Origin of the sequence: Pseudomonas sp. Lb2C2, from assembly GCF_052112205.1 — a bacterium.
GTDB lineage: Bacteria > Pseudomonadota > Gammaproteobacteria > Pseudomonadales > Pseudomonadaceae > Aquipseudomonas > Aquipseudomonas kilonensis.
On sequence record NZ_JAUTYW010000001.1, the window covers coordinates 161,050 to 184,699 of the forward strand.

Sequence of the window (23,650 nt, forward strand, 5' to 3'; positions counted from 1 at the left end):
TGATGCAGACGGATTCGCCCCTCGCGGCGAAGCAGCGCGGCATGGCGGTGATCAGTGCCTTGCTGATCGCCGCCGTGGTGGCAGTCATCGCCGGCGGCATGCTGACCCGCCAGACCCTGTTCACCCGCAGCCTGGAGGCCGAGCAGTTGCGCGTCCAGGGCTCGGCGCGGTTGCAGGGTGGCCTGCAACTGAGTCGCCAGTTGCTCTGGGAGGCCCGCCAACGTGATCCGCTGACGCGCTTCGGCCAACCCTGGGCCAAACCCATCGTGATGCCGGGTTCGGACCAGGTCGACACGCCGTTCGAAGGCCAGCTGGAAGACGAGCAAGGCAAGTTCAACCTGCGCAACCTTGTCGCCAATGAGCGTGTAGATGAAGAACAACTGCGCGCCTTCGAACGCTTGTGCCAGCAGTTGGGCGTGGCCGCGACGGTCCGTACGCGCATCGTCGAAAGGGTGGTCGAGGCCTATCCGCGCCTGTTGAACCCGCAGCGGGTGGACCAGGCGCCAAAGGCCAATACCTTCGACAGCGGCCGCGAAACCTCGCCACAGGCCGACAACACGCCGCTGGCCCCGACACGCCCGATGCTGCGCACCTTGCAAGACCTGCGCAGCGTCAAAGGCGTCAATGCGCGGTTGCTGCAAACACTGGCGCCATACGTGACGATCCTGCCGACCAATACCTGGCTCAATGGCAACACCGCCAGCGCCCCGGTGCTGGCCGCCTATGTGCCGGGGCTGTCGCTGCAGCGGGCCGAGGCACTGGTCAGGGAGCGTGACGGTGGTCATTGGTTTATCAATCGTGGGGATTTCGTCAATCGCCTGCGCATGCCGGAGCTGGACACCGCCAGCGTCAAGGTTGGCATCACCAGCGACTGGTTCCGCCTGCGAGGCCAGGCACGCAGCGGACAGCGGCGGGTCGAACTGGAGGCGTTGCTGCAACGCACCGAGGACCGCTTGCCCCAGGTGATTTGGTCAAGGGTGGGCGTATGACGCGCTTGCGCATCGCCCTGGCGCCGCTGGGCAGGCTGGATCTCGACAGTGAGGTGGCATTTGCCTGGCTGGATCGCCAGGGCCAGGTTCGCGAGCAAGGCCGCAGCAGCCTGCGGGCATTGGGCCAAGGCGGTAAGAATATTTCGGTGGAATGCTTCCTTCATCCCCGCGACAGTTTGCTGACCCGCCTGGAGTTGCCGTTGTTGCCAGCGGCCAAGATTACTGCAGCGGTGACATGCGCGGCCCAGGCCCTGATGCTCGGTGCCAGCGAACACATGCAGGTGGCCCACAGCCCGCGCGACCTTGACGGGCAGGTGCAGATCGCCTGGCTGGACCGTGAATCCCTCGCCAACCTGGGCCGGCTTGTGCACCAGGCCGGCATGAAGCTGCGCGGCCTCTACCCGGCGGCCTACGCCTTGCCGGTGTTGTCGGGGCCGGTGGCCTGCATCGAGGACGACCATCTGCTGGTGCGCCACGGCCTGCAGCACGCCGTAGTGCAACCGTTGCAGGAGGAGGCGCTGGACGAGTGGTTGCTGGAAACAGGGCCCGGGTTGCACTGGGTGGGCGAGGCGCCGCCGCAACCTTCGATAAGCACCTTGGCCGAAACCCAACGCTGGATGGGTGCTGCGCCAGGTTGGGGGCTGCATGCCGGCCTTGCACGCAACGCGGCCGAGCGCGGCGGTTGGGGCCGGGCGGCGGCGATCTGTGCGACAGCGCTGGCGGTGTGGGTGATCGGGCTGAACCTCTACGCCGCCCGCGAAGCGGCCCAGGGTCAACGGCTCAAGGCGCAGATGAGCCAGCGGGTGAAGCAGGCGTTTCCCGAGTTGCCGGTGATCCTCAACCCGCTGCAACAGGCGCGTCAGCAAATCGCTGCGCGCCAGAGCGGTACGGCGACCGACCCGGCGCAACGCTTTGCCAGCCTGGTGCAGCAGGCGGGCAGCGCCATGCCGTTCATGAGCGGCAATGTGCAGGCGCTGGTGTTCGAGAACGGTGAGTTGCGCCTGAGTGTCGTGGCCGAGGCGCAGAAACCCTCCGCCGAAGAGGCTTGGAAAATCCCCCTGGCCCAGGCCGGCATTGACGTCGCCGCCATCGATCAGGGCTGGACCCTGCGTGTCGCCCCGGCCGGCCAGGGCAGCCCCGACGAAACCCCGGACGCCGATGATGAATAAGCAATCCCTGGCACTGGCGTGGGTGCGCTGGCAAGCCTTTCGCACGCGTTTACGCACGTTCTGGCAGGGGTTGGCGGTGCGTGAGCAAGCTGCCGTGGCCCTGGCTGCGCTGGTGTTGGGCGGCTGTATGGTCTGGCTCGCGCTGATCCAGCCGCCGCTCAAGACCATCGCCTACTGGCAAGCCGAAACCCCGAAGCTGCGTTCACAGACTGAAGCCCTTGAAGTGCTGTTGCGTGACATCGCTGGGCCTGCACAAGGCCAGCCCCTCGAAGCCGCCTTGCGCCAGAGCCTGGACGCTAGCGGCTTGAGCCAACATTACCAGTTGCAAACGCCCGGCGCCGAACGCCCCACCACTTGGCAGCTCACGTTCGACCAGGCCCCTGCAGAGGCAGTGATCGGCTGGCTGCTGGGTAACCCACGGCAACTCTCCCTGGAAGTGATCGAGGCTCGTTTGCAGCGCACCGCCCTTGCCAATCCCGACAACCTCGACAACAGCGCCGGCACACTGTCCGGAACCGTTCGCATGGATCAGGCGCAAAGCGCTAAGGAAGCTTCATGAAAGGGGCCAGATACCCACGTCATTGGCGCAAGGCTGCACCGCTGTTGGTGCTGGCGTTGAGCGCGTGCAACAGCACGCCACCGGCGTCGCAGCCACCGTTGCTGGTGGACAGCGAGCTGGGCATTCCGTTGGGAAGCACCCAGCGCAGCGGCGATGCATTGCTCGATCGCCAACGGGCCCAGGACCTGCGTGAACATAAGCCCGCGGTGCGGCATCAGGTCGACCTCACCACCCGTGCCCGTGAGCCGCGCAGCAATGTGCCGGCGCGCACGCCCTTGGGCGATCAACCGGTGACGCTGAATTTCGTCGAAGCGGATATCCAGGCGGTGGTGCGGGCCTTGTCCCGTTCCACCGGCCAACAGTTTCTGGTGGACCCGCGGGTCAAGGGCAACCTGACGCTGGTATCCGAAGGCCAGGTCCCAGCCCACCAAGCCTACGACATGCTGCTGGCCGCGTTGCGCATGCAAGGCTTCAGCGTGGTGGACGTCGGCGGCGTGGCCCAGGTGGTGCCGGAGGCCGATGCCAAGCTGCTTGGGGGGCCGATCTACAGCGCCGACAAACCGGCCGGCAACGGCATGCTGACCCGCACCTTTCGCCTGCAATATGAGAACGCGGTGAACCTGATCCCGGTGCTGCGCCCGATCGTATCGCCGAACAATCCGATCAATGCCTACCCGGGCAACAACACCATTGTCGTCACCGATTACGCCGAAAACCTGTCGCGGGTGGCGCAGCTCATCGAAGGCATCGACACCCCCAGCGCCATCGACACCGACGTGGTGCCGATCCACAACGGCATCGCGGTCGATATCGCGCAGATGGTCGCTGACCTGCTGGAAACCCAGGGCGGCGACCAGACCCAGAAGATCAACGTGATCGGCGACCCGCGCTCCAATTCCATCATCATTCGCGCCGGCAGCCCCGAGCGCACGGAGCTGGCGCGCAATCTGATCTACAAGCTCGACAACGCCCAGAACAACCCGAGCAACTTGCATGTGGTGTACCTGCGCAACGCCCAGGCCGGCAAACTGGCCCAGGCCCTGCGCGGCTTGCTCACCGGGGAAAGCGAAGGCGAGGGCAGCGACAATTCGCGCTCGGTGCTCAGTGGCATGGGCGCCAGCACCAACGGCCAGAGCGGGCAGAGCAGCAGTGGCGATGGCACCAGCAGCACCACCAGCGGCAGTGCTTCGACCAGCGGCAATGGCTACGCCCAGGGCAGCAACGGCACGACTTCCGCTTCGACGAAAAACGAACAGAGCACTGCCTTCAGCGCTGGTGGCGTGACCATCCAGGCCGACGCCACCACCAACACCTTGCTGATCTCCGCGCCGGACCCGCTGTACCGCAACCTGCGGGAAGTCATCGACCTGCTGGACCAGCGTCGGGCCCAGGTGGTGATCGAGAGCCTGATCGTCGAGGTCGGCGAGGACGACGCCAGCGAGTTCGGTGTGCAATGGCAGACCGGCAACCTCGGAGGCAGCGGCGTGATCGGCGGGGTCAATCTTGGCGGCACAGGGCTCAACCTCAATGGCAAGACCAGCATCGATGTATTGCCTCAAGGCCTGAACCTTGGCCTGGTCAACGGCACTGTGGACATTCCCGGTATTGGCAAGATCCTCGACCTCAAGGTCCTGGCCCGGGCCTTGAAGAGCAAGGGTGGCACCAATGTACTGTCGACGCCGAACCTGCTGACCCTGGACAACGAAGCGGCGAGCATTTTTGTCGGCCAGACCATTCCCTTTGTCAGCGGTAGCTACGTCACCGGCGGCGGTGGTACCAGCAACAACCCGTTCCAGACCGTGACCCGCGAGGAGGTGGGTTTGAAGCTCAATGTCCGGCCGCAGATTTCCGAAGGCGGGACGGTCAAGCTCGACATCTATCAGGAGGTCAGCAGCGTCGACAATCGCGCTTCGAGCACCACCGGCATCGTCACCAACAAGCGCGCCATCGACACCAGCATCCTGCTCGACGACGGGCAGATCATGGTTCTGGGTGGGTTGCTGCAGGATGGCTACAGCCAGAGCAATGACGCGGTGCCATGGTTGTCGACCATTCCGGGGATCGGCGCGCTGTTTCGCAACGAACGGCGGCAGATCACCAAGACCAACCTGATGGTGTTCCTGCGGCCCTACATCATCCGCGACACGGCGGCGGGCCGCGGCATCACCCTCAACCGCTACGACTTCATGCGCCGCGCCCAGGGCCTGTTGCAACCGGAACGCAGTTGGGCCCTGCCAGACATGCAAGCCCCGCAACTGCCGGCCTCGGCCCGGGCGATCCCGGGCGCTGCGCCGGTGAGCTTGCAGACACCCAGGGCGGTGATCAAGGCGGTGCCTATCGAGGGGGGCACTCCTTGATGAACACCCATCCTGTGGGAGCGAGCCTGCTCGCGATGACGGCGACCCGATCGATATCCATGCAAGCTGTCACACCGCTATCGCGAGCAGGCTCGCTCCCACAAGAGGCTTGTGTGTTTCGTGGGCCTGGGGTGTCAACATGAACACCCTCCCATACGCCTGGGCCAAGGCCCAACGCCTGGTGCTGCGCCAGTCCGAAGAGGGCGCGGTGCTGATGGTGTGTCCGTCCACGCCGGGCTGGTCCATCAGTGAAGTGCGCCGCCAGTTTGGCGAGGTACGGCTGGAGCGGGTGCGCGACGAGGAACTCGACGGGCTGCTCAACAGTGCCTATGCCGACACCGGCAGCGCCGCGGCGGTCGTGGGCGCGGCGGAAAACGAAGTCGACCTCGACCGGTTGATGCAGGACATCCCCGAGATCACCGACCTGCTGGACACCCAGGACGGTGCGCCGGTGATTCGCATGATCAACGCCTTGCTGACCCAGGCCGCACGGGACGAGGCCAGCGACATCCACATCGAACCCTACGAGAGCCATTCGGTGGTGCGCTACCGCGTCGACGGCACCCTGCGCGATGTGGTTTCGCCGCGCAAGGCCCTGCACGGTGCGCTGGTGTCACGGATCAAGATCATGGCCCAGCTCGACATCGCCGAAAAACGCCTGCCCCAGGACGGCCGCATCGCCCTGCGCGTCGCCGGGCGACCGATCGATATTCGCGTCTCGACGGTGCCCACCGGCCACGGCGAACGGGTGGTGATGCGGTTGCTGGACAAGCAGGCCGGACGCCTGCAACTGGAAACGTTGGGGATGGACACTGACGTGCTGGGCAAGCTCGATCACTTGATTCGCCAGCCCCACGGCATCGTCCTGGTCACCGGCCCCACGGGCAGCGGCAAGACCACCAGTCTCTACGCCGCCCTGGCCCGGCTGGACGCCAGCGTGCATAACATCCTCACCGTGGAAGACCCGGTGGAATACGACCTGCCAGGCATCAGCCAGATCCAGGTCAACGCCAAGATCGACATGACCTTCGCCCTGGCCCTGCGGGCGATCCTGCGCCAGGACCCGGACATCATCATGATCGGCGAAATCCGTGACCTGGAGACTGCGCAAATCGCCGTGCAGGCCTCCCTCACCGGTCACTTGGTGCTGGCGACGCTGCACACCAACGACGCGGTGTCAGCCATCAACCGCTTGATCGACATGGGCGTCGAGCCGTTCCTGCTGGCCTCATCGATGCTCGGCGTGCTCGCCCAGCGACTGGTGCGCAGGTTGTGCCCGCAGTGCAAACAGCCTGATCCGGCCACGCCCGGCACCTGGCGCCCGGTGGGCTGCCCGAGCTGTAACCAGACCGGCTACAGCGGCCGCACCGGCATCCATGAATTGTTCTGCATCGACGATGACATCCGCACGCTGATCCACCAGGGGGCAGGGGAGCAGGCATTGCGCGCCGCCGCTCGCCGAGCGGGGATGTTCAGCATGCGCGAGGACGGCGAGCGCTGGGTGCGCAGTGGCACCACGGCCCCTGAAGAAATCCTGCGCGTAACACGGGACGTCTGATGAATCGCTATCGTTTCGAGGCCGCCGACGCCCAGGGCAAGATCGAATCCGGACACTTGGAAGCCGACAGCCAGGGGGCGGCCTTCAACCTGTTGCGCAGCCGTGGGCTGACGGCATTGCAGGTGCAGGTTGAGCGCAATACGCCGCCAGCCAACGGCGGTGGCTTGTTCAGCGCCAAGCTTTCGGACAACGACCTGGCCTGGGCCACCCGGCAACTGGCGAGCCTGCTGGGCGCAAGCCTGCCGTTGGAAGCCGCGTTGAGCGCCACGGTGGAACAGGCCGAGCGCAAGCACATCGCCCAGACCCTGAGCGCGGTGCGCGCCGATGTGCGCAGCGGCATGCGCCTGGCCGAAGCCCTGGCGGCGCGGCCACGGGACTTTCCGGAAATCTATCGGGCGTTGATTGCCGCCGGTGAAGAGTCCGGCGACCTGGCCCAGGTCATGGAACGCTTGGCCGACTACATCGAGGAGCGCAACAACCTGCGGGGCAAGATCCTCACGGCGTTCATCTACCCCGGGGTGGTGGGGTTGGTGTCGATCGCCATCGTGATTTTCCTGCTCAGCTATGTCGTGCCGCAGGTGGTCAGCGCGTTCTCCCAGGCCCGGCAAGACCTACCCGCGCTGACCGTGGCGATGCTCACCGCCAGTGATTTCATTCGTGCCTGGGGCTGGTTGTGTTTTGGCGTACTGGCCGGTGGGTTCTGGAGTTGGCGCATGTACTTGCGCAAACCGGCGGCACGGTTGAACTGGCACGCGCGGGTGTTGCGCCTGCCGCTGATCGGGCGTTTTGTACTGGGCCTCAACACCGCACGGTTTGCCTCGACCCTGGCAATTCTCGGTGGAGCCGGGGTGCCGTTGCTGCGAGCCCTCGAGGCCGCGCGCCAAACCTTGTCCAACGACCGCCTGAGCCAGAGCGTCAGCGAGGCCACGGCCAAGGTTCGCGAAGGGGTCAACCTGGCGGCGGCGCTGCGGGTGGAAAAAGTCTTCCCGCCGGTGCTGATCCACCTGATCGCCAGCGGCGAGAAAACCGGCTGCCTGCCGCCGATGCTCGAACGCGCCGCGCAAACCCTGTCCCGAGACATCGAACGCCGCGCCATGGGCATGACCGCGCTGCTGGAGCCGTTGATGATCGTGGTCATGGGTGGCGTGGTGTTGGTCATTGTCATGGCGGTGCTGTTGCCGATCATCGAGATCAATCAGTTGGTTCAATAAACCCTCCTCGCAAAAAAAAGTGGCGAGGGAGCTTGCTCCCGCTGGGCTGCGCAGCAGCCCCAAAACCTGACACCCCGGTGCATCAGATGGATCGCGTTCGACCTGTTTGGGGTCGCTTCGCAACCCAGCGGGAGCAAGCGCCCTCGCCACAAAAAAAGCTGATCTAGCGGAATTTTTTTCAAAGCTTGAGACACCTCCCGAGCCTTGCCAGCATCAAACTCGGGTTCCTCGTTCTGTCATTTTTCCGCGCCCGGCAACCACCCGCCGTCCTCTCCACCGCGCCCCCACATGGTACGGCCGTGAAACCCGCTCGAAACCCCAACCCAGAGCCCTCGAACACCCGAGGAAAAACTCGAAAAACAGCCCTCAGCTCCCGAGGTTTTTTCCTTTATCTGTCACCGGAAACTGCGAATTTCTAACCCATGGCCTCACCCCATCGCCATCGGCACAGGACCGAGCGCCATGACGGCAAGCACGCGTCACCCAACCTACGTACGAACACGATGAAAGGAGATTCTTCATGTTTAAGCGCAACGTTCTCGCGGTATCCCTGACCCTCGCCGGCCTCTGCGCCGCTCAGGCCGCCATGGCTGATGTCAATGGCGGTGGTGCTACCTTGCCTCAGCCGCTGTACCAGACTGCTGGTGTACTCACCACCGGTTTTGCCCCTTACATCGGTGTGGGCAGCGGTAACGGCAAACTGGCTTTCCTGAACAACGACTACACCAAGTTGGTGCCTGGCGACACCAGCGGCAAGAAAGTGCACTGGGCCGGTAGCGACTCGAAGCTCAGCCAGGCTGAATTGGATGGCTACGTTGCCAACCATGGTACCGCCTGGGGTCCGTTGATCCAGGTGCCTTCGGTCGCCACTTCAGTTGCCATTCCCTTCAACAAGACCGGCACTGCGAACGTCAACTTGAGCGTTGATCAGTTGTGTGGCGTGTTCTCCGGCCGTCTGAACGACTGGAGCCAGATCACCGGTTCGGGCCGTACCGGCGCAATTACCGTGGTTTATCGTGCTGAGAGCAGCGGTACCACTGAGCTGTTCACTCGTTTCCTGAACGCCAAGTGCGCTGAACCTAACAGCGCCAAGTTCGCAATCACCACCAACTTCGCCTCCAGCTTCAGCGGCGGTCTGCCATCCGGTGCCGTTGCCGCCACTGGCAGCCAGGCTGTGATGACCGCTGTGAACGCTGCTCAGGGGCGTATCACCTACATGAGCCCGGATTACGCTGCAACCACCCTGGCGGGTCTGGATGACGCCACCAAGGTCGCTCGCGTTGCCGGTGTTTCCCCAGCCCCAGCCAACGTTTCGACCGCCATCGCTGCTGTTCCAGTACCCGCCGCCGTCAACCGCGCCAACCCGAACGCCTGGGTGCCGGTGTTCGCCGCAACCACCAACCCTAACGATCCGAGCGTCGTGGCCTACCCAACCACCGGCTATCCAATCCTGGGCTTCACCAACGTGATCTTCAGCCAGTGCTATGCCGACGCTACCCAATCCACGCAGGTGCGTGACTTCTTCACCCGTCACTACAACGCCACTGCGGCCAGCAGCAACGACGCAGCTATCACCGCTAACCGCTTTGTGCCACTGCCAGGTGCCTGGAAATCCGCCATCCGTGGCAGCTTCCTGACTACTTCCAGCGCGCAAAGCATCGGTAACACAAACGTCTGCAACGGTATCGGTCGTCCGCTGTAACACACCACACCTGAGCGACACGCAATACCCATCAGCAACGGCGCAAGCCGTTGCTGATTTCCTCGTAGTTAATGGTGGTCGTTTCGCCCCCTTCAGCTGCGCTACAGCCCGAACGATTCGGATAGGGCGCAGCATTTCAAGACAGGAGTCTTGTCATGTTCAAGCATCTTTCCCGAACGGTTGCATTGTTGTGCAGCGGCCTATGCGCGCCGTTGGCAATGGCGGATATCAATGGCGGTGGCACTACCTTGCCTCAGCCGCTTTACCAGACAGCCGGAGTGTTGACCGCCGGTTTCGCTCCCTACATCGGTGTGGGCAGCGGTGCGGGCAAGATCGCTTTTCTGAATAACGATTACAGCAAGCTCGTGGGTGGCATTACCACCAAGAGCGTGCATTGGGTCGCCAGTGACTCAAAGCTCAGACTCATCGAGTTGGACACTTACGCCTTCGCTCATGGCGCGGCCTGGGGTCCATTGATCCAGGTGCCTTCGGCTGCCACTTCAATCGCCATTCCGTTCAACAAGGCCGGCACGGCTGGCATCGACTTGAGTGTCAACCAGTTGTGCGGTGTATTCTCCGGTCGTCTGACCGATTGGAACCAGATCACCGGCTCTGGCCGTACCGGTCCAATCACTGTGGTTTACCGTGCCGAGAGCAGCGGAACCACGGAGCTGTTCACCCGCTTCTTGAACGCCAAGTGCGCGGAAACAGGCACCTTCTCCGTCACCACCAACTTTGCCTCCAGTTACAGCGGTGGGCCGCCGGCCGGTGCTCTATCGGCCGTTCATAGTGAAGGAGCCATGTATGCAGTGAACGCGACTCAAGGTGCTATCACTTATATGAGCCCGGCGTATGCAGCATCGACCTTGGCTGGCCTGGATGACGCCACAAAGGTGGCCCGGGTTGCCGGTGTGTCTCCTGCGCCAGCGAATATTTCGGCAGCGATAGCTGCAGTCGCTGTTCCTCCCACCGCTAATCGCTCGAATCCAAACGTCTGGGTGCCGGTATTCGCCGCGACTTCCAACCCAAATGACCCGAGCGTGGTGCCTTTCCCAACCACCGGCTACCCCATTCTTGGCTTCACCAACCTGATCTTCAGCCAGTGCTATGCCGACGCTACCCAATCCACGCAAGTGCGTAACTTCTTTACCCGTCACTACAACGCTTTCCTTACCGTCAATAACGACGCGGCTATCACCGCCAACCGTCTGGTGCCGTTACCAGCCGCCTGGAAAACCGCAATTCGCACCTCTTTCCTGACGGCTGCCAACACCTTAAGCATCGGTAACCCTAACGTATGCAATGGCATAGGTCGTCCGCTGTAAAGCCATGTTGGAGCAACCCACACCGTCGATCAGCAATGGCGCAAGTCGTTGCTGATCTTTGCCCAACACCCGTACCGACACAGCTACATGAAATTTTCATGACATCCGTTCGGTCCCGAGCGGCTGTAACCGCCTATCCCCTATAACCAACGCTGGCAGCTTGATTGCACTGCGTTGCGCCCCCTTAGAGCGAACCCGAAAGGATGAGTAGGATGCTGCGCTGCAAACCCCAGACGAACCTGAATGCTCCACGTCGCGATGGCGAGTCGTCGATGTTGCGGCTCAAGCCGCTGGCCCAGGCCATTGCCCTGCTGATGATGGCCGGCAATGCTCACGCAGCGACGGCGTTCAGTTCGGCCTGGTTTGCCGCCAAGGGCGCGTCCCAGGCCGGTGGCGCGGGGCGGCCCACGACGGCGCAGCCAGGCATGCCGCCGCCCCTGGCGCAGCAGCAAAGGGCCAATGCGCAGTTGCAGCGTTCGCTGACCAACCTGAATAACACCGTGGCCGCCATTGCGGCTCAGCAGGCGGCACAGGCCGCGGGTCGGCAAGCCGCGCTAGGGCAGATACAGGTTGTGCCTGACGGCTTGGGCGAGGGCGGGCTCAAGGTCGATAACAGCCTGACCCAGGGCTGGCTCAACGCCAAGGGACCGCAGCAGACCCAGGTCGGTGGCAAGACCACGGTGAAGATCGAGCAGACCGCCGACAAGGCGATTCTCAACTGGGAAACCTTCAACGTCGGGCGCAATACCACGGTGGATTTCCAGCAGCAGTCGGACTGGGCCGTGCTCAACCGGGTCAACGACCCCCAGGCGCGACCGAGCCAGATCCAGGGCCAGATCAAGGGCAACGGCACGGTGATGCTGGTCAACCGCAACGGCATCATTTTCAGCGGCAGCAGCCAGGTCAACGTGCGTAACCTGGCGGCGGTGGCGGCCAACGTCAGCGATGAGCAATTCAGCAAGCGCGGCTTGTACGTCGATGCCACCGGCAGCCAACCGACCTTCACCGACGCGGCGGGCAAGGTCGAAGTGCAGCAGGGCGCGCTGATCGAAACCCACCGCGCAGCTACCTCCACGGCCGGGGGCGGCTATGCCTTGCTGCTGGGGAGCGAAGTGGAGAACGCCGGCTCCATCATCACCGCCAAGGGCCAGACCACCCTGGCGGCGGGCGACAGCTTCTACATCCGACGCGGCCAGGGCACCAGCGGTAACCTGCGTTCCACCACCCGTGGCAACGAGGTCGCGACGTCCCTCAAACCGGGCAGCAGCGCCGGTACGGTGATCAACAGCGGCCTGATCCAGGCCAGCACCGGCGACATCACCCTCACCGGACACCGGGTCGAGCAGAACGGCGTGGTCGTCGCCACCAGTTCAGTGGACACCCGTGGCACCGTGCACCTGCTCAACGCCTTCAGCGACAGCACCGGTAGCGTGACCCTGGGGCTGGGCAGTGCCACGGCGGTGCTGCTCGACGCCGCGGGCGGCAGTGCCCTGGACAGCCAGCGCAATGCCGGACCGGCCGGCCTGGATGGCACGCCGAACAACCTGATCACCGGCCAGTTCAACAACCTCAGCAGCGTGGTCGATCGCACCGACCAGTCCCGAGTCGAGATTGTCAGTGGCGGCAGCGTCGACTTCCAGAACGGCTCCATCACCCTGGCCACCGGCGGCCAGGTCGCGGTCAGCGCCGCCGGTCGCAGCCTGGTGCGCGATGGCGCGGTGATCGATGTCTCCGGCGCCATCGGCGTCAAGGTGGCAATGGAGTCCAACTCCATCAAGGTCAACGTCCAGGGCAACGAGCAGCGTGATGCGCCGGTCAACCGCGAGGACGGCAAGCTGACCAACAACGATGTCTGGGTGGACGTGCGTGACTTGATCTATGTGCCGGCGGGCACCAACGGTTACGTCACCGACCGTTGGTACACGGCGGGTGGGCTGTTGGAAGTCGGCGGTTATTTGGGGACCCGAGGCCATAGCGTCGGTGAATGGGCTGCTCAAGGCGGCACCCTGACGTTCACCGGCAACGACGTGGTGACTCAGCAGGCGGCGCAACTGAACCTGTCTGGCGGCACCCTGGATGTGCAGAGCGGCTACTTGCGCCAGTCCTGGCTCAAGGGCCCCAATGGGCGTTTGTATGACTTGTCCAAGGCGCCGGGGGACATCCTCTACAGCGGGATTTACAAGGGCTACGAAGACCACAGCCAACGCTGGGGCCAGACCGATTACTACTACAACCCGCTGATCGCCCCGCGCGAGCGCTTTGAAGCCGGCTACACCGTCGGACGCGATGCCGGCAAGCTGGTGGTGTCGACCCGCAACGCCGTGCTGGAAGGCCAGATTGTCGGCGAGGTCTACCAGGGCGAACGCCAGACCCAGGCACCGAACCTCAACCTCGACGGTTACCAGCAATCGCAAAACGCCGTGGCCCGACGGGCGCAGTTGTGGGTGGGCAGTTACACGCCGATCTATGACAAGACTGCAGGCGTGATCAACAGTGGTTTGAACCCGACCTTCGATCAGGTCACCGTCGGCAAGGTGACCGACAAGATTGCCGCGGGCCTGGACCTGACCTCGGTGGTCCGCAGCGACCGGCAAGGCAAGTTGGTGCTGGATAACGAACTGCTCAATGGCTTCCAGCTCGGCGCGGTCAAGGTGGCGGCGCTTGAGGGCATCAAGGTCGATGACGCGCTCAAGGTGGCCGATGGCGGCGACATCACGCTTTACGCGCCGCAGGTGGAAGTGAACGCCGACCTGACGGCCCGCAGCGGTCGCATTGCCTTGGGTAACGTGCTTAAACAGATCAGAACCGATAATTTCCAGATGGCAGATGTCGTGCTTTCGCCCGCCACCGGTCAGCGTGCCGGGGTCACATTGGGCGAGGGCGTGACGTTGAACACTGCTGGGCGGTGGAGCAATTTGCTGCTTGACGGCAACGACCGCCAAGGTCTGCCGTTCCTCAATGGCGGCACTGTGTCGGTGCGCAGCAGTGGCGACATCGACGTGCGCCAGGGCAGCCTGATCGACGTCAGTTCCGGCGCTGCGGTCATGGCCGATGGCAAGACCCGCGGCGGCAAGGGCGGTGACCTGACCCTGACCGCCAGTACCGGCGCGTCGTCCGGTAACGGCGCCTTGAACCTTGACGGTGAACTGCGCGGCACTGGCGTGAATGGCGGCGGGACCTTGACGCTGGCGGCCAGTAAAGTGCTGATCGGCAACAGCGGCTCGCCGCTTGAACCGGGCACCCTGCAGCTAGGCGGCGACTTCTTCGATAAGGGCTTCTCCGCCTATGACATCACCGGTAACCAAGGCCTGACCGTGGCCGAGGGGACCCAAGTCGACGTGACAATGCCGGTGTACCGTTTTGGCGAGCAGGCGTTGAGCACCGGCAGTGATGCAGAGCCGGCCGATGCCTTGCAACGCTGGACGGCGGCGCTGTACCAGGAAGATGCGATCAAAGGCGTCATGACCCAGCGTCGCGGCGCGAGCCTGAGCCTCACTGCCGGCACCGCGAATTCCAGCGCCGCCGACATGGCCAGCACGATATTGAACCTGGGCAAGGGCAGTGTGATCAGCGTCGATCCGGGGCAGGGCATCGATGTGCGCAGCATCGGCCAACTGACTGCCAACGGTACCCTTAATGCGTGGGGTGGGCGGGTCAGCCTTACCGGGTTGAGCGTCATCGGTACGGAGGGTGAAGCCGTCAACGCTCAGGGCCACGGTCGCTCCATCTGGCTGGGCGAGCAGGCGCTGATCGACGTCTCCAGTCGGGCCGTGACTGCCCAGGATATGCGCGGTCAGACCTATGGCCTGGTACGCGATGGCGGGCAGATCGTCATCGGCGGCCAGATCGATGCCGCGAAAGGTTCGGCTTCAGCGTCCGAATTGTTTGTGGTGGTGCGCGAGGGTGCGCGTCTGCAAGCGGATGGCAGCCTGGCCGTGCTGGATATTCCCGGACAGGGGCGCACCTCGGTGGCGAGCAATGGCGGCAGCATTTCCCTGGCGTCAGCCAATGGTTTGTACCTGGATGGCGCATTCAGCGCCCGTTCGGGCGGGACAGGGGCGGCGGGCGGCAAGTTGTCGGTGGCATTGGAAACGCCTTACTACGTGAAGAACGCAGCCAGCGACCGAGTGATGAAGGTGCGTGAGCTGGTGCTGGGACAGACCGCGTCTGCGAGCTTGCTGGAGGGTAATGCCGAGGCGGCGGACTCGTTGGTTTACGGCCACGGGCGCTTGGGTGTTGATCAGGTCCAGTCGGGAGGTTTCGACAGCCTGGCGCTGCTGAGCAATGGACTGTTGAGCATCGAGGGTGACGTGTCGCTGTCCCTTAGCCAAAGCCTGAGCCTGTATGCCCGCAGCTTTGTCACGAGTGGAGCCGCACCCAATACCCGGGCTCAGCTCAATGCTTCCCATGTATTGCTGTCGGGCCCCGCGGCCAACCTTCTAAACAAGGATAACTACGTCCGACCGGTGGTCGATGGCGGCGTATCGTTGCAGACGAACAAGGCAGTGTTTTCTGTCAATGCAGACCTGTTGGATGTGCAGGGTAACGTGACGTTCAGTAGCAAGGGAACCGTGCGGCAGGCCGACGACAGCACCGTCGAGTTGGAGCGCGCCGGTTTTGACCGGGTTCAGTTAAGCAGTCGGGGAGATGTGCGATTCCTGGCCGGGTTCTCGAGCGAAGGGTTGCCTTCAGGTTTCACAACTCAACTCGTGACGCCTGCGGACATGCTCTTGCAGGCCGCCCAACTGTATCCAGCGACCGGCGTAGGCGCTCGTGTTTTGGCCGGGTATGGCTGGGGGCGCGATCCCGTTAACAATATCCCTCTCTACGATCCGATGCGTAGCTTGGTTATCGGTCGTACCACCCAGGTCCTCCCCCAGGTGCCTTATTCGGTGTTCGGTCGCTTGCAATTGGGCAGCGCGAAGATCGAACAAGGTGGTGTCGTACGTGCTCCGTTGGGGTTGCTTGAAGTCGGTACGAACAATAGCTTGGCGGGTGTGTCCGCCCGGGTGGACTTGCTGCCGGGCAGCTTGACGTCGGTCAGTGGCCAGGGTCTGGTCCTGCCTTATGGCGGCACTGTCGATGGCCAGAGTTATCAGTACGCAGGCAAGAAGGTTGTTTTGCTGGGGCAAGGCGCGGTGCCTTCCACCACCGGCGACCTGAACATCGGTGTGATTCTGGGCGGCAAGTCGGTGGCGGCCCAGGAAGGTTCGGTCCTGGATCTCTCAGGAGGCGGTGAATTGCTCGGGGCCGGTTTTATCTCTGGCCGTGGCGGTTCCACCGATGCGCGTTTCAATCCGTTGGTCCAGATTGGCGCCAACGGCGGTTTCACCCTGCCGGGACTGTCCTCCAACCCGGTCTACGCCATCGTGCCAGGCAACCAGAGTGCTTATGCGCCAGTCGCCCCGGAAGGCGGCGCGGTGGATCCGCGGGTGGGCCAGCAGATCACCATAGGTACCGGTGTTCCCGGGTTGGCGGCGGGTACCTATACCCTGATGCCTTCCACTTATGCGTTGCTACCGGGGGCGTTCCGGGTCGAGGTCAACGGCTTGGCAGGGCCAGGCTCCACAACGGGCGCGCAGCAGATGCGCAACGGCTCCTGGAGCACCGCCGGGGTGTTGTCGATCGCCAATACCGGGCAGCGTAACAGTTTGTCCAGCCAGGTCATCCTGACGTCGGGAGAGGTGCTGCGTCGTTACTCGCAATACAACGAAACCAGCTACGCACAATTCGCCATGGCTGACGCAGCGCGCCTGGGCGTGCCTCGGGCGATGTTGCCGATAGACGCCAAGACCCTGAAGTTGAGTCTGTCCACCGGGGCCGGAGACCAGGCGTTCTCCTTCAAGGGTATCGGTAAGTTCGCGCCCCAGAAAGGGGGCTACGGCGGTACCGTCGCAGTGGTTGGGAGCACCGGCAGCGCACTGGAGGTGGTTGCTGATGGGCGAGGGGCCACGGCCGGCTTCGAGGGCGTGACCCTCAATGCCGAAAGCCTCAATGCGCTGAATGCTTCGCGTCAGGTGATCGGCGGGCTATTTTCGATTAGTTATGGCCAGAGCGGAAACTATGTCATCCCCCAGTTTGATATGTCGCGCAATGTGATTTTGCGCGAAGGGGCGACGCTGGCGGCGCCGGAGGTTTTCCTGCTTGCCAGTGGCGGTGAGGTGTTGGTGGAACAAGGCGCCGCCATCAATACCATTGGTCGTGGAGCGGCTGCTTACGATGCCCGTGATGGCTTTATTTATAGCTTGCTTAAAGACTTCAACATGCTGGCAGCCTCTAATGGCTTGCTCAATGTGTTGGCACCTCCATCGGGTAGCAGCGGCTCTATCAACATAGGCGGCTGCAGCCTGACGCCGTGCAGTGGCGTCACGCGGATTCACTCCGAAGGCAGTATTGTCGCCGCCACTGGAGGTGGTCTGGAACTGAACGACCAGGTTCGCTACGGCACCCGTCACTTGACCCTGGCTTTGAGCAACATCAATGTCGGCACCGCCCAGGCCCTCAGCGATGCGGCAACGCGCCAGGTCTTGCCGGCGGGGTTGACCTTGAGCCAGACCGTGCTCAATCGCCTATTGCGCGGGGATACCCAATACGGTGCCCCAGCCCTGGAAACCCTCGAACTGTCGGCCCGCGAGGCGCTGAATTTCTACGGCACCGTCAGTCTCGACACCTATGACCCGACAACAGGCAAGTCGCGCCTGAATAACCTGATGCTCAGCACCCCGGCCATCTATGGTGCCGGCAGCGCCAGTGACGTGGCGACCATCCGTACCGCCAACCTGATCTGGAACGGCGCCGTCGGCGCGCCGGGTTCGGTGATTGCCGGTGGGGCCGGTACCGGTGCCGGTCGCCTGGACATCCAGGCCCAGCGTATCGAGTTCGGTTACGGTGCGTTCACCCAACCCAGCTCGATCACCACCTTGGATCGTCTGGCGCTGGGGTTCGCCAACGTCAACCTCAGCGCCAGCGAACGTGTGACCGCCAATCACAAGGGCAGCCTGGCGGTGTATCAGAGCCAGGGCGCCTATGACGCGAAAACGGGCTACGCCTACAACGGCGGCAACCTGAATATCCTCACGCCGTTGCTCACCGGTGAAGCCGGATCGGTCAACCGCATCACCGCGGGCGGCGCGCTCAACGTGACGGGTGCGAGCGCTAAGCCGGGCACCGTCTCCGGGCTTGGAGGCGAGTTGTCCCTCAAGGGCGCGAGCCTCAACCTGGCCAGTGCGGTGGTGCTGCCCAGCGGCAAGCTGACCCTCAGCGCTACGGATGACCTGACCCTGGCTGATGAGGCATTGATCGACGTGGCAGGCCGCACGGTCACCTTCAACGATGTGACACGTTACAGCGCTGGTGGCGAAGTGATCCTGCAAAGCCAGAATGGCAACATCCGCCAGGCCAATGAATCGAGCATCGACTTCTCGGCTCGCAACAACCAGGCTGGCCGGCTCAGTGCCGTGGCCTTGGACGAGGCCGCCGGGATCGTTGATTTGCACGGGCGGATTCTCGGCAGCAGCACGGGCGAATATGACGCCGGCGGCACCGCCATGCCGTACCTGGCCGGCGGCGTGGAAATCCAGGCGCAGCGCCTGGGCGGCAGCGGTAACCTCAGCGAGCAGTTCGCAGCCTTGAACCAACGGTTGAATGACGGGCAGGTGTTCGGTTCCCGCAGCTTCCAGCTCAAACAGGGCGACCTGGTGATCGGTAACGAACTCAAAGCCTCGTCCATTAGCGTTTCCTTGGACAATGGCAGCCTGCTGGTCAATGGCACGGTGGACGCCAGCGGTGAGCGGGTCGGCAGCATTTATCTGGCCGCCAAGAATGCCCTGACCTTGGGCAGCGGTGCTGTGCTCGACGCCCATGGTCGACGCCTGCGCGTGGACAGCTACGGCAAGATCATCGATTCGCCGAACCGCGCCATTGTCGACTTGACCGCTCGGGAAGGCCTCCTGACCTTGGGGAACGGCGCCCGCATCGACCTGCGTCACGGTACCGAGGTCGCGCTGGGCAGTGCGCCCGGCATGAATGACGGTCGCGCTCGCGGCACGTTGCAGCTCAGCGCACCACGATTGGGTGGCGCGTCGGGTGGCGACGTGGCGATCGATGCCAGTGGCGCCCTGGATATTCAAGGTGCCCGCTCGATCTCGCTGGTTGCCATGTGGCAATACAGCGACGCGCCGCTGATTGACGTACCGTCGGCCAGCGGCAAGCCTTATCAGGTCATCAATCAAGCCTGGTTGGACGAATTCGTCCATAAGGACAATACCGCTTTTATCACTAACGCCCTCGACAATGATGATCTGTTGCAGCGCAAACTCGCCGGGCTGAACAACAGCCACTATCGCGACGTGTTGCATCTGCGCCCCGGCGTGGAGGTGGTGAGTGCGACGGCCGACGGTGACCTGGTGGTCCAGGGTGACCTGGACCTGTCGCGCTATCGTTATGAGAGCCTCAATCCGCATAACGTCCTGAGCGGAGTCTACGGCTCCGGTGAGTCCGGCAGCCTGACACTGCGGGCCGGGGGTGACCTGAACATCTATGGCAGCATCACCGACGGGTTTGCCCAGCCACCGGCCAGCAACGATGACAAGGGCTGGGTGCTGTTGCCGGGCATTGATTTCGCGGCGGGCGATATTGTCGTACCCGGTACCGGCGTGACCCTGGCGGACGACACGGCGTTTCCGGCCGGCTCGGTGCTCAACTTCGACGTGCCGCTCAAGGGCGCTACCCTGGCGGCGGGAACGCGTCTGCCGGTTGCCGCGACGCTTGATCAACCGCTGGTGCTGCCGGCGGGCACGGTGCTGGCCGCGGCGGTGCATGACGCCTCGGGTAATCTGTTGTTCGCCGCCGGCACTTTGTTGGCTACGACCCAGACCCTTGAGGCGGGCACAGTGCTGGGGGCAGGCAGCCTGCTGGGCAGCAGTGCAACCATCGGCAGCCTGGTCTGGCCCAAAGGCGTTGCCTTGCCAGGCATTGCGGATGCGAGCAACGGCTTGACCAATGTCCTGCGGCTCAACGGTACCCTGGCGTTGAGTGTGGGGTCGAAAATCCCGTCGGGTACCGACATCAAGTTGCCGACCGGAGTGGAGTCGGTGCAGTTGCGCCCGGAAGTGGCAGGGAGCAACTGGGCTCTCGCGCCGATGCTGGCCGAGGGTTCGCAGTCTTGGTCCCTGCGACTGGTGGCCGGTGCCGATACACGGGCGGCGGACAGTCGGGTCGTGCAGCCTGTGTTGGCGGGTGGTGATCTTCATTTGGCTGATAGTCACTACGGCATGTTTGGCAAGGCCGGGGCTGGGGGGATGGTGTGGACCGAAGAAGGGGCGGAAAACTTCGGAGACCCTAGCCTGGCAGGCAAATTCATTGATTTTGAGAATGTCGCTTATCCGGGAATGTGTGAAGACAGCCCGTCATTTTGCAAGGCCAGTAGCGGTTTTGTCTGGACGGAGGAAGGGGCGGAAAACTTCCTGGGGGATCCGAGCTACGCGGGGCAGCCGATCGATTTCGAGAACGTTGCCTATCCGGGAATGTGTGATGACACGCCGTCGTTCTGCAAAGCTGTAGGGCAAACAGAATACAAGCCTGGCAGCCAACGTTGGAGTGTCATCCGTACCGGCGCGGCAGACCTTGAACTGCTGTCTGCAGGTGATCTGAAAATGGATTCGCTGTACGGCGTTTATACCGCTGGCAGTTCAGCCAGCGAGACTTATGCAAACGACCCGTACAATCAGCCCAAGGCGCTGGGGGCGGGGGGTAAGGTGCTCAATGATGCGCTGGGTGAAAACGAGCAGTTTGTGGATGGCGGTACCAACAGTCTTTATCGTGCCTGGTACCCGGACTTTGGCGGCAACCTGACTTTGAATGTTGGCGGTAGTCTGACCGGCAATACAATGGATATGGTGACTGGCAGCGGTAGCACACGACCTAATCCCGGTGACTTGGGGTATGACACTGCCAGTGTCGGAAACTGGCTGTGGCGCCAAGGCAACGGTTCAGTCTCCACCGGTACCCAGGCACAACCCGCTGCCTGGTGGATCAATTTCGGGAGCTATACCGCAGCACAGAATGGCAAGGCTGACTTGATGGTCGGATTTACGGGGTTTGGTACCTTGGGCGGCGGTAACCTGGATGTTCAGGTCGCGGGCGATGCCGGGGTGCTTGATCAAATGGCAGGGAGTCTCCTCGACCCGCGCAGCAACAGCCGCAGCCAAGGATTGGTGTTTGCCGTGGGCAGCACTGGTCGTGTGGGCACAGATGGCCGCCTGCAATTGACCGGCGGTGGTGATCTCAACCTACGTGTAAGTGGCGCCTTGAACCCCAATAGCGTGTTCGCGACTGGCCATCTCAATGGCGCGGTCGTCAATTTGCGAGGACACGCGCAAATCGATAGTGGTGCCATTGGACGTATCGACCTGCTCTACGGCAACGGTGCCCCCGTACAATCCCCTGGAGAAACGCGGGCCTACGACTCCTTCAAGTCCACACGAGGATCTGCTATCGGCGGACTGACCCTCATGCCAGGTGATGCTACCTTCGATGTGCGTACGTTGGGCGACCTGGTCGTGATGGATGTTGCCGACCCAGGCCGGGCGCCGATGATGAGCGTGTCGCCCTTCAAAAATGGTGCGACGAACGGATCGGGTAAGAGTTGGTTTACCTTGTGGACCGCCAATACGGCGATTGATGTGTGGTCATCCGGAGGTAATCTGACCCCTTTGGTGTCAGAAATCGAGACGGACCTGGCGGTGGTTTATCCGTCGATCCTGCGGGCTGTAGCGGCTAGCGGCAGTCTTTATTACGGCGAAGCCATGCGTCTTGATTCGGGGAACTACGACGGTAGCTATCGTTCTGCCTTGCTGCTCGCCCCCGGCGTCAACAGCGAGCTGCAGTTCCTCGCCGGCGATTCCATCTATGGAGGCGACCTGACGGTCAGTCGCTCCGGCGCCTCGTCTACGGCCATGGCCACACCGCTGCGACCAGCCTTTATGGGGCTCGTCAATGGCAGCGTGGTGGTCAGCAATCTCTCCGCCGATGCTAATCGTGTTCCTCCAGACGCAAGTACGTTGCCCTTGTTTACCTTTGACAGCAGCAGCGCCTCCAGCGAATGGGCCCTCAACTCCGATCCTGCTCGTTTCTATGCGATCAAGGGCGACTTGCTGGCCGTCAATAGCGGGCGAGCGATGACGTTTACCACCACGAACGACAGCCGACTCGGACAGACTTATTACGAAGGTACAGGCTCTGTGCGAATGATGGCCGGACGAGACATCGTCAGCAGCGGTACACCGCTTAGTGGTGGTAAAGGAGGTCTTCCCGACGTAGGGTCCTACACCACCACCGGCAACCTCTTCATCCACAACAACCCCACCGACATCTCCATCGTGTCAGCCGGGCGCGACATCCTCTACAGCAGCTTCAACGTCGCCGGCCCCGGCCTGCTGGAAATCACCGCCGGGCGCAATATCCTGATGGACGACAAGGTCAGCATCACCAGTATCGGCGCGGTGGTGCCAGGGGATTCCCGCCCCGGCGCGAGTCTGGTGCTGCAAGCCGGCGCGGGCCTCAACGGGGCGGATTACGAGCGCTTCGTCAAGGCGTACCTGGACCCGGCCAACCAGGCTCTGGCCGGTGTGCCCCTGGCGAACCAGGACGGCAAGGTCGCCAAGACCTACGAGGCGGAACTGGTGGATTGGCTGGAGAAACGCTTCGGCTTCAGCGGTGACACCGAGCAGGCCCGCAACTTCTTCGCGGCGCTGCCGGCGGAGCAGCAGCGGGTGTTTGCCCGCAATGTGTACTTTGCTGAACTCAAGGCCGGTGGCCGTGAGTACAACGAAGTGGGCGGCGTGCGCCAAGGCAGCTACCTGCGCGGGCGGGAGGCTATCGACTGGTTGTTCCCGAGCAAGGATGTGGCGGGTAACGCGATCACCTACAAGGGCGACATCACCATGTTCGGCGGGGCCGGTGTGCACACCGATTTCGGCGGCAGCATCCAGATGCTGACCCCGGGGGGCGGGCAGACATTTGGTATCGAGGGCAGCGCACCGCCGTCCACCGCCGGGGTCATCACCCAGGGCGAGGGCGATATCCAGTTGTATGCGCAGAACAGCATCCTGCTGGGGCAGAGCCGGATCATGACCACCTTCGGCGGTTCTATTCTCGGCTGGTCGGCCCAGGGCGATATCAACGCCGGTCGCGGTTCGAAGACCACCGTGGTCTACACGCCGCCCAAGCGTTTGTACGACACCTGGGGCAACGTGACCCTGTCGCCATCGGTGCCGAGCACCGGCGCGGGTATCGCCACCCTCAACCCGATTGCCGAAGTGGCGCCGGGGGATATCGACCTGATCGCGCCGTTGGGCACCATCGATGCGGGCGAGGCGGGGATCCGGGTGTCGGGCAACGTCAACATCGCAGCGTTGACCGTGGTGAACGCGGCCAACATCCAGACCCAGGGCAAATCCACCGGCGTGCCGCTGGCGGCCTCGGTGAACACCGGAGCCATAACCTCGGCCAGTTCGGCGGCGTCTTCGGCGACGCAGGCGGCTGAGGATGTGGCGCGTCAGCAACAGAACGCGGCGCGGCAGAACCAGGCGTCGGTGTTTACCGTGCAGGTGGTGAGTTTTGGCTCCGAGCAACTGGCCCCATCACGCGATGGTGCCAGCCGCGAAGCGCCTCGGGCCTACGATCCGGCCAGCCCGGTGCAGGTCCTGGGTGCGGGGCCTTTGGACGAACAGAACCGCCAGCGGCTGACAGAGGAGGAGCGGGGGCGGTTGAGTTTGTAAG

General features: G+C 63.3%; 9 protein-coding genes. All 9 read left to right on the forward strand.

Annotated features, from left to right (window positions below):
* Nucleotides 1-2: 2 nt before the first annotated feature.
* The 9 genes from gspK (at nt 3) to Q7F16_RS00730 (ending at nt 23,649) form a co-directional block, all read left to right on the forward strand.
* Nucleotides 3-989, forward strand: a complete 987-nt coding sequence (gene gspK, locus Q7F16_RS00690) for a type II secretion system minor pseudopilin GspK (protein ID WP_409555395.1) — start codon at nt 3-5, stop codon at nt 987-989.
* Nucleotides 986-2,158 (forward strand): type II secretion system protein GspL, encoded by a 1,173-nt coding sequence (gene gspL, locus Q7F16_RS00695; RefSeq protein WP_409555396.1) that lies wholly within the window; start codon nt 986-988, stop codon nt 2,156-2,158. The genes gspK and gspL overlap by 4 nt, the downstream gene beginning before the upstream one ends.
* The gene (gene gspM, locus Q7F16_RS00700; RefSeq protein ID WP_046062733.1) at nt 2,151-2,717 is read left to right on the forward strand and encodes a type II secretion system protein GspM; all 567 of its coding nucleotides are present in this window, start codon (nt 2,151-2,153) and stop codon (nt 2,715-2,717) included. Before gspL ends, gspM begins: the two co-directional genes overlap by 8 nt.
* Complete coding sequence (gene gspD, locus Q7F16_RS00705; protein ID WP_409555397.1) at nt 2,714-5,074, forward strand: type II secretion system secretin GspD; 2,361 nt, start codon at nt 2,714-2,716, stop codon at nt 5,072-5,074. The genes gspM and gspD overlap by 4 nt, the downstream gene beginning before the upstream one ends.
* A 139-nt stretch (nt 5,075-5,213) precedes the next feature.
* On the forward strand, nt 5,214-6,632 hold the full coding sequence (gspE, locus tag Q7F16_RS00710) for a type II secretion system ATPase GspE (protein WP_409555398.1): 1,419 nt from the start codon (nt 5,214-5,216) through the stop codon (nt 6,630-6,632).
* On the forward strand, nt 6,632-7,843 hold the full coding sequence (gene gspF, locus Q7F16_RS00715; protein ID WP_409555399.1) for a type II secretion system inner membrane protein GspF: 1,212 nt from the start codon (nt 6,632-6,634) through the stop codon (nt 7,841-7,843). Before gspE ends, gspF begins: the two co-directional genes overlap by 1 nt.
* Nucleotides 7,844-8,363: 520 nt before the next feature.
* Nucleotides 8,364-9,545, forward strand: coding sequence for a substrate-binding domain-containing protein (locus Q7F16_RS00720; RefSeq protein WP_409555400.1), 1,182 nt, complete (start codon nt 8,364-8,366; stop codon nt 9,543-9,545).
* A 155-nt stretch (nt 9,546-9,700) separates the two neighbouring features.
* Nucleotides 9,701-10,870 (forward strand): substrate-binding domain-containing protein, encoded by a 1,170-nt coding sequence (locus Q7F16_RS00725; protein WP_409555401.1) that lies wholly within the window; start codon nt 9,701-9,703, stop codon nt 10,868-10,870.
* Between the two features lie 212 nt (nt 10,871-11,082).
* Entirely contained in the window at nt 11,083-23,649 is a 12,567-nt protein-coding gene (locus Q7F16_RS00730) for a filamentous haemagglutinin family protein (RefSeq protein WP_409555402.1), read from the forward strand.
* Nucleotide 23,650 lies beyond the last annotated feature (1 nt).

What these genes read in the sequence shown, in the direction of transcription:
- gspK (WP_409555395.1), top strand. Translation starts at nt 3, where the DNA reads ATGCAGACGGATTCGCCCCTCGCGGCGAAGCAGCGCGGCATGGCGGTG.
- gspL (WP_409555396.1), top strand. Translation starts at nt 986, where the DNA reads ATGACGCGCTTGCGCATCGCCCTGGCGCCGCTGGGCAGGCTGGATCTC.
- gspM (WP_046062733.1), top strand. Translation starts at nt 2,151, where the DNA reads ATGAATAAGCAATCCCTGGCACTGGCGTGGGTGCGCTGGCAAGCCTTT.
- gspD (WP_409555397.1), top strand. Translation starts at nt 2,714, where the DNA reads ATGAAAGGGGCCAGATACCCACGTCATTGGCGCAAGGCTGCACCGCTG.
- gspE (WP_409555398.1), top strand. Translation starts at nt 5,214, where the DNA reads ATGAACACCCTCCCATACGCCTGGGCCAAGGCCCAACGCCTGGTGCTG.
- gspF (WP_409555399.1), top strand. Translation starts at nt 6,632, where the DNA reads ATGAATCGCTATCGTTTCGAGGCCGCCGACGCCCAGGGCAAGATCGAA.
- Q7F16_RS00720 (WP_409555400.1), top strand. Translation starts at nt 8,364, where the DNA reads ATGTTTAAGCGCAACGTTCTCGCGGTATCCCTGACCCTCGCCGGCCTC.
- Q7F16_RS00725 (WP_409555401.1), top strand. Translation starts at nt 9,701, where the DNA reads ATGTTCAAGCATCTTTCCCGAACGGTTGCATTGTTGTGCAGCGGCCTA.
- Q7F16_RS00730 (WP_409555402.1), top strand. Translation starts at nt 11,083, where the DNA reads ATGCTGCGCTGCAAACCCCAGACGAACCTGAATGCTCCACGTCGCGAT.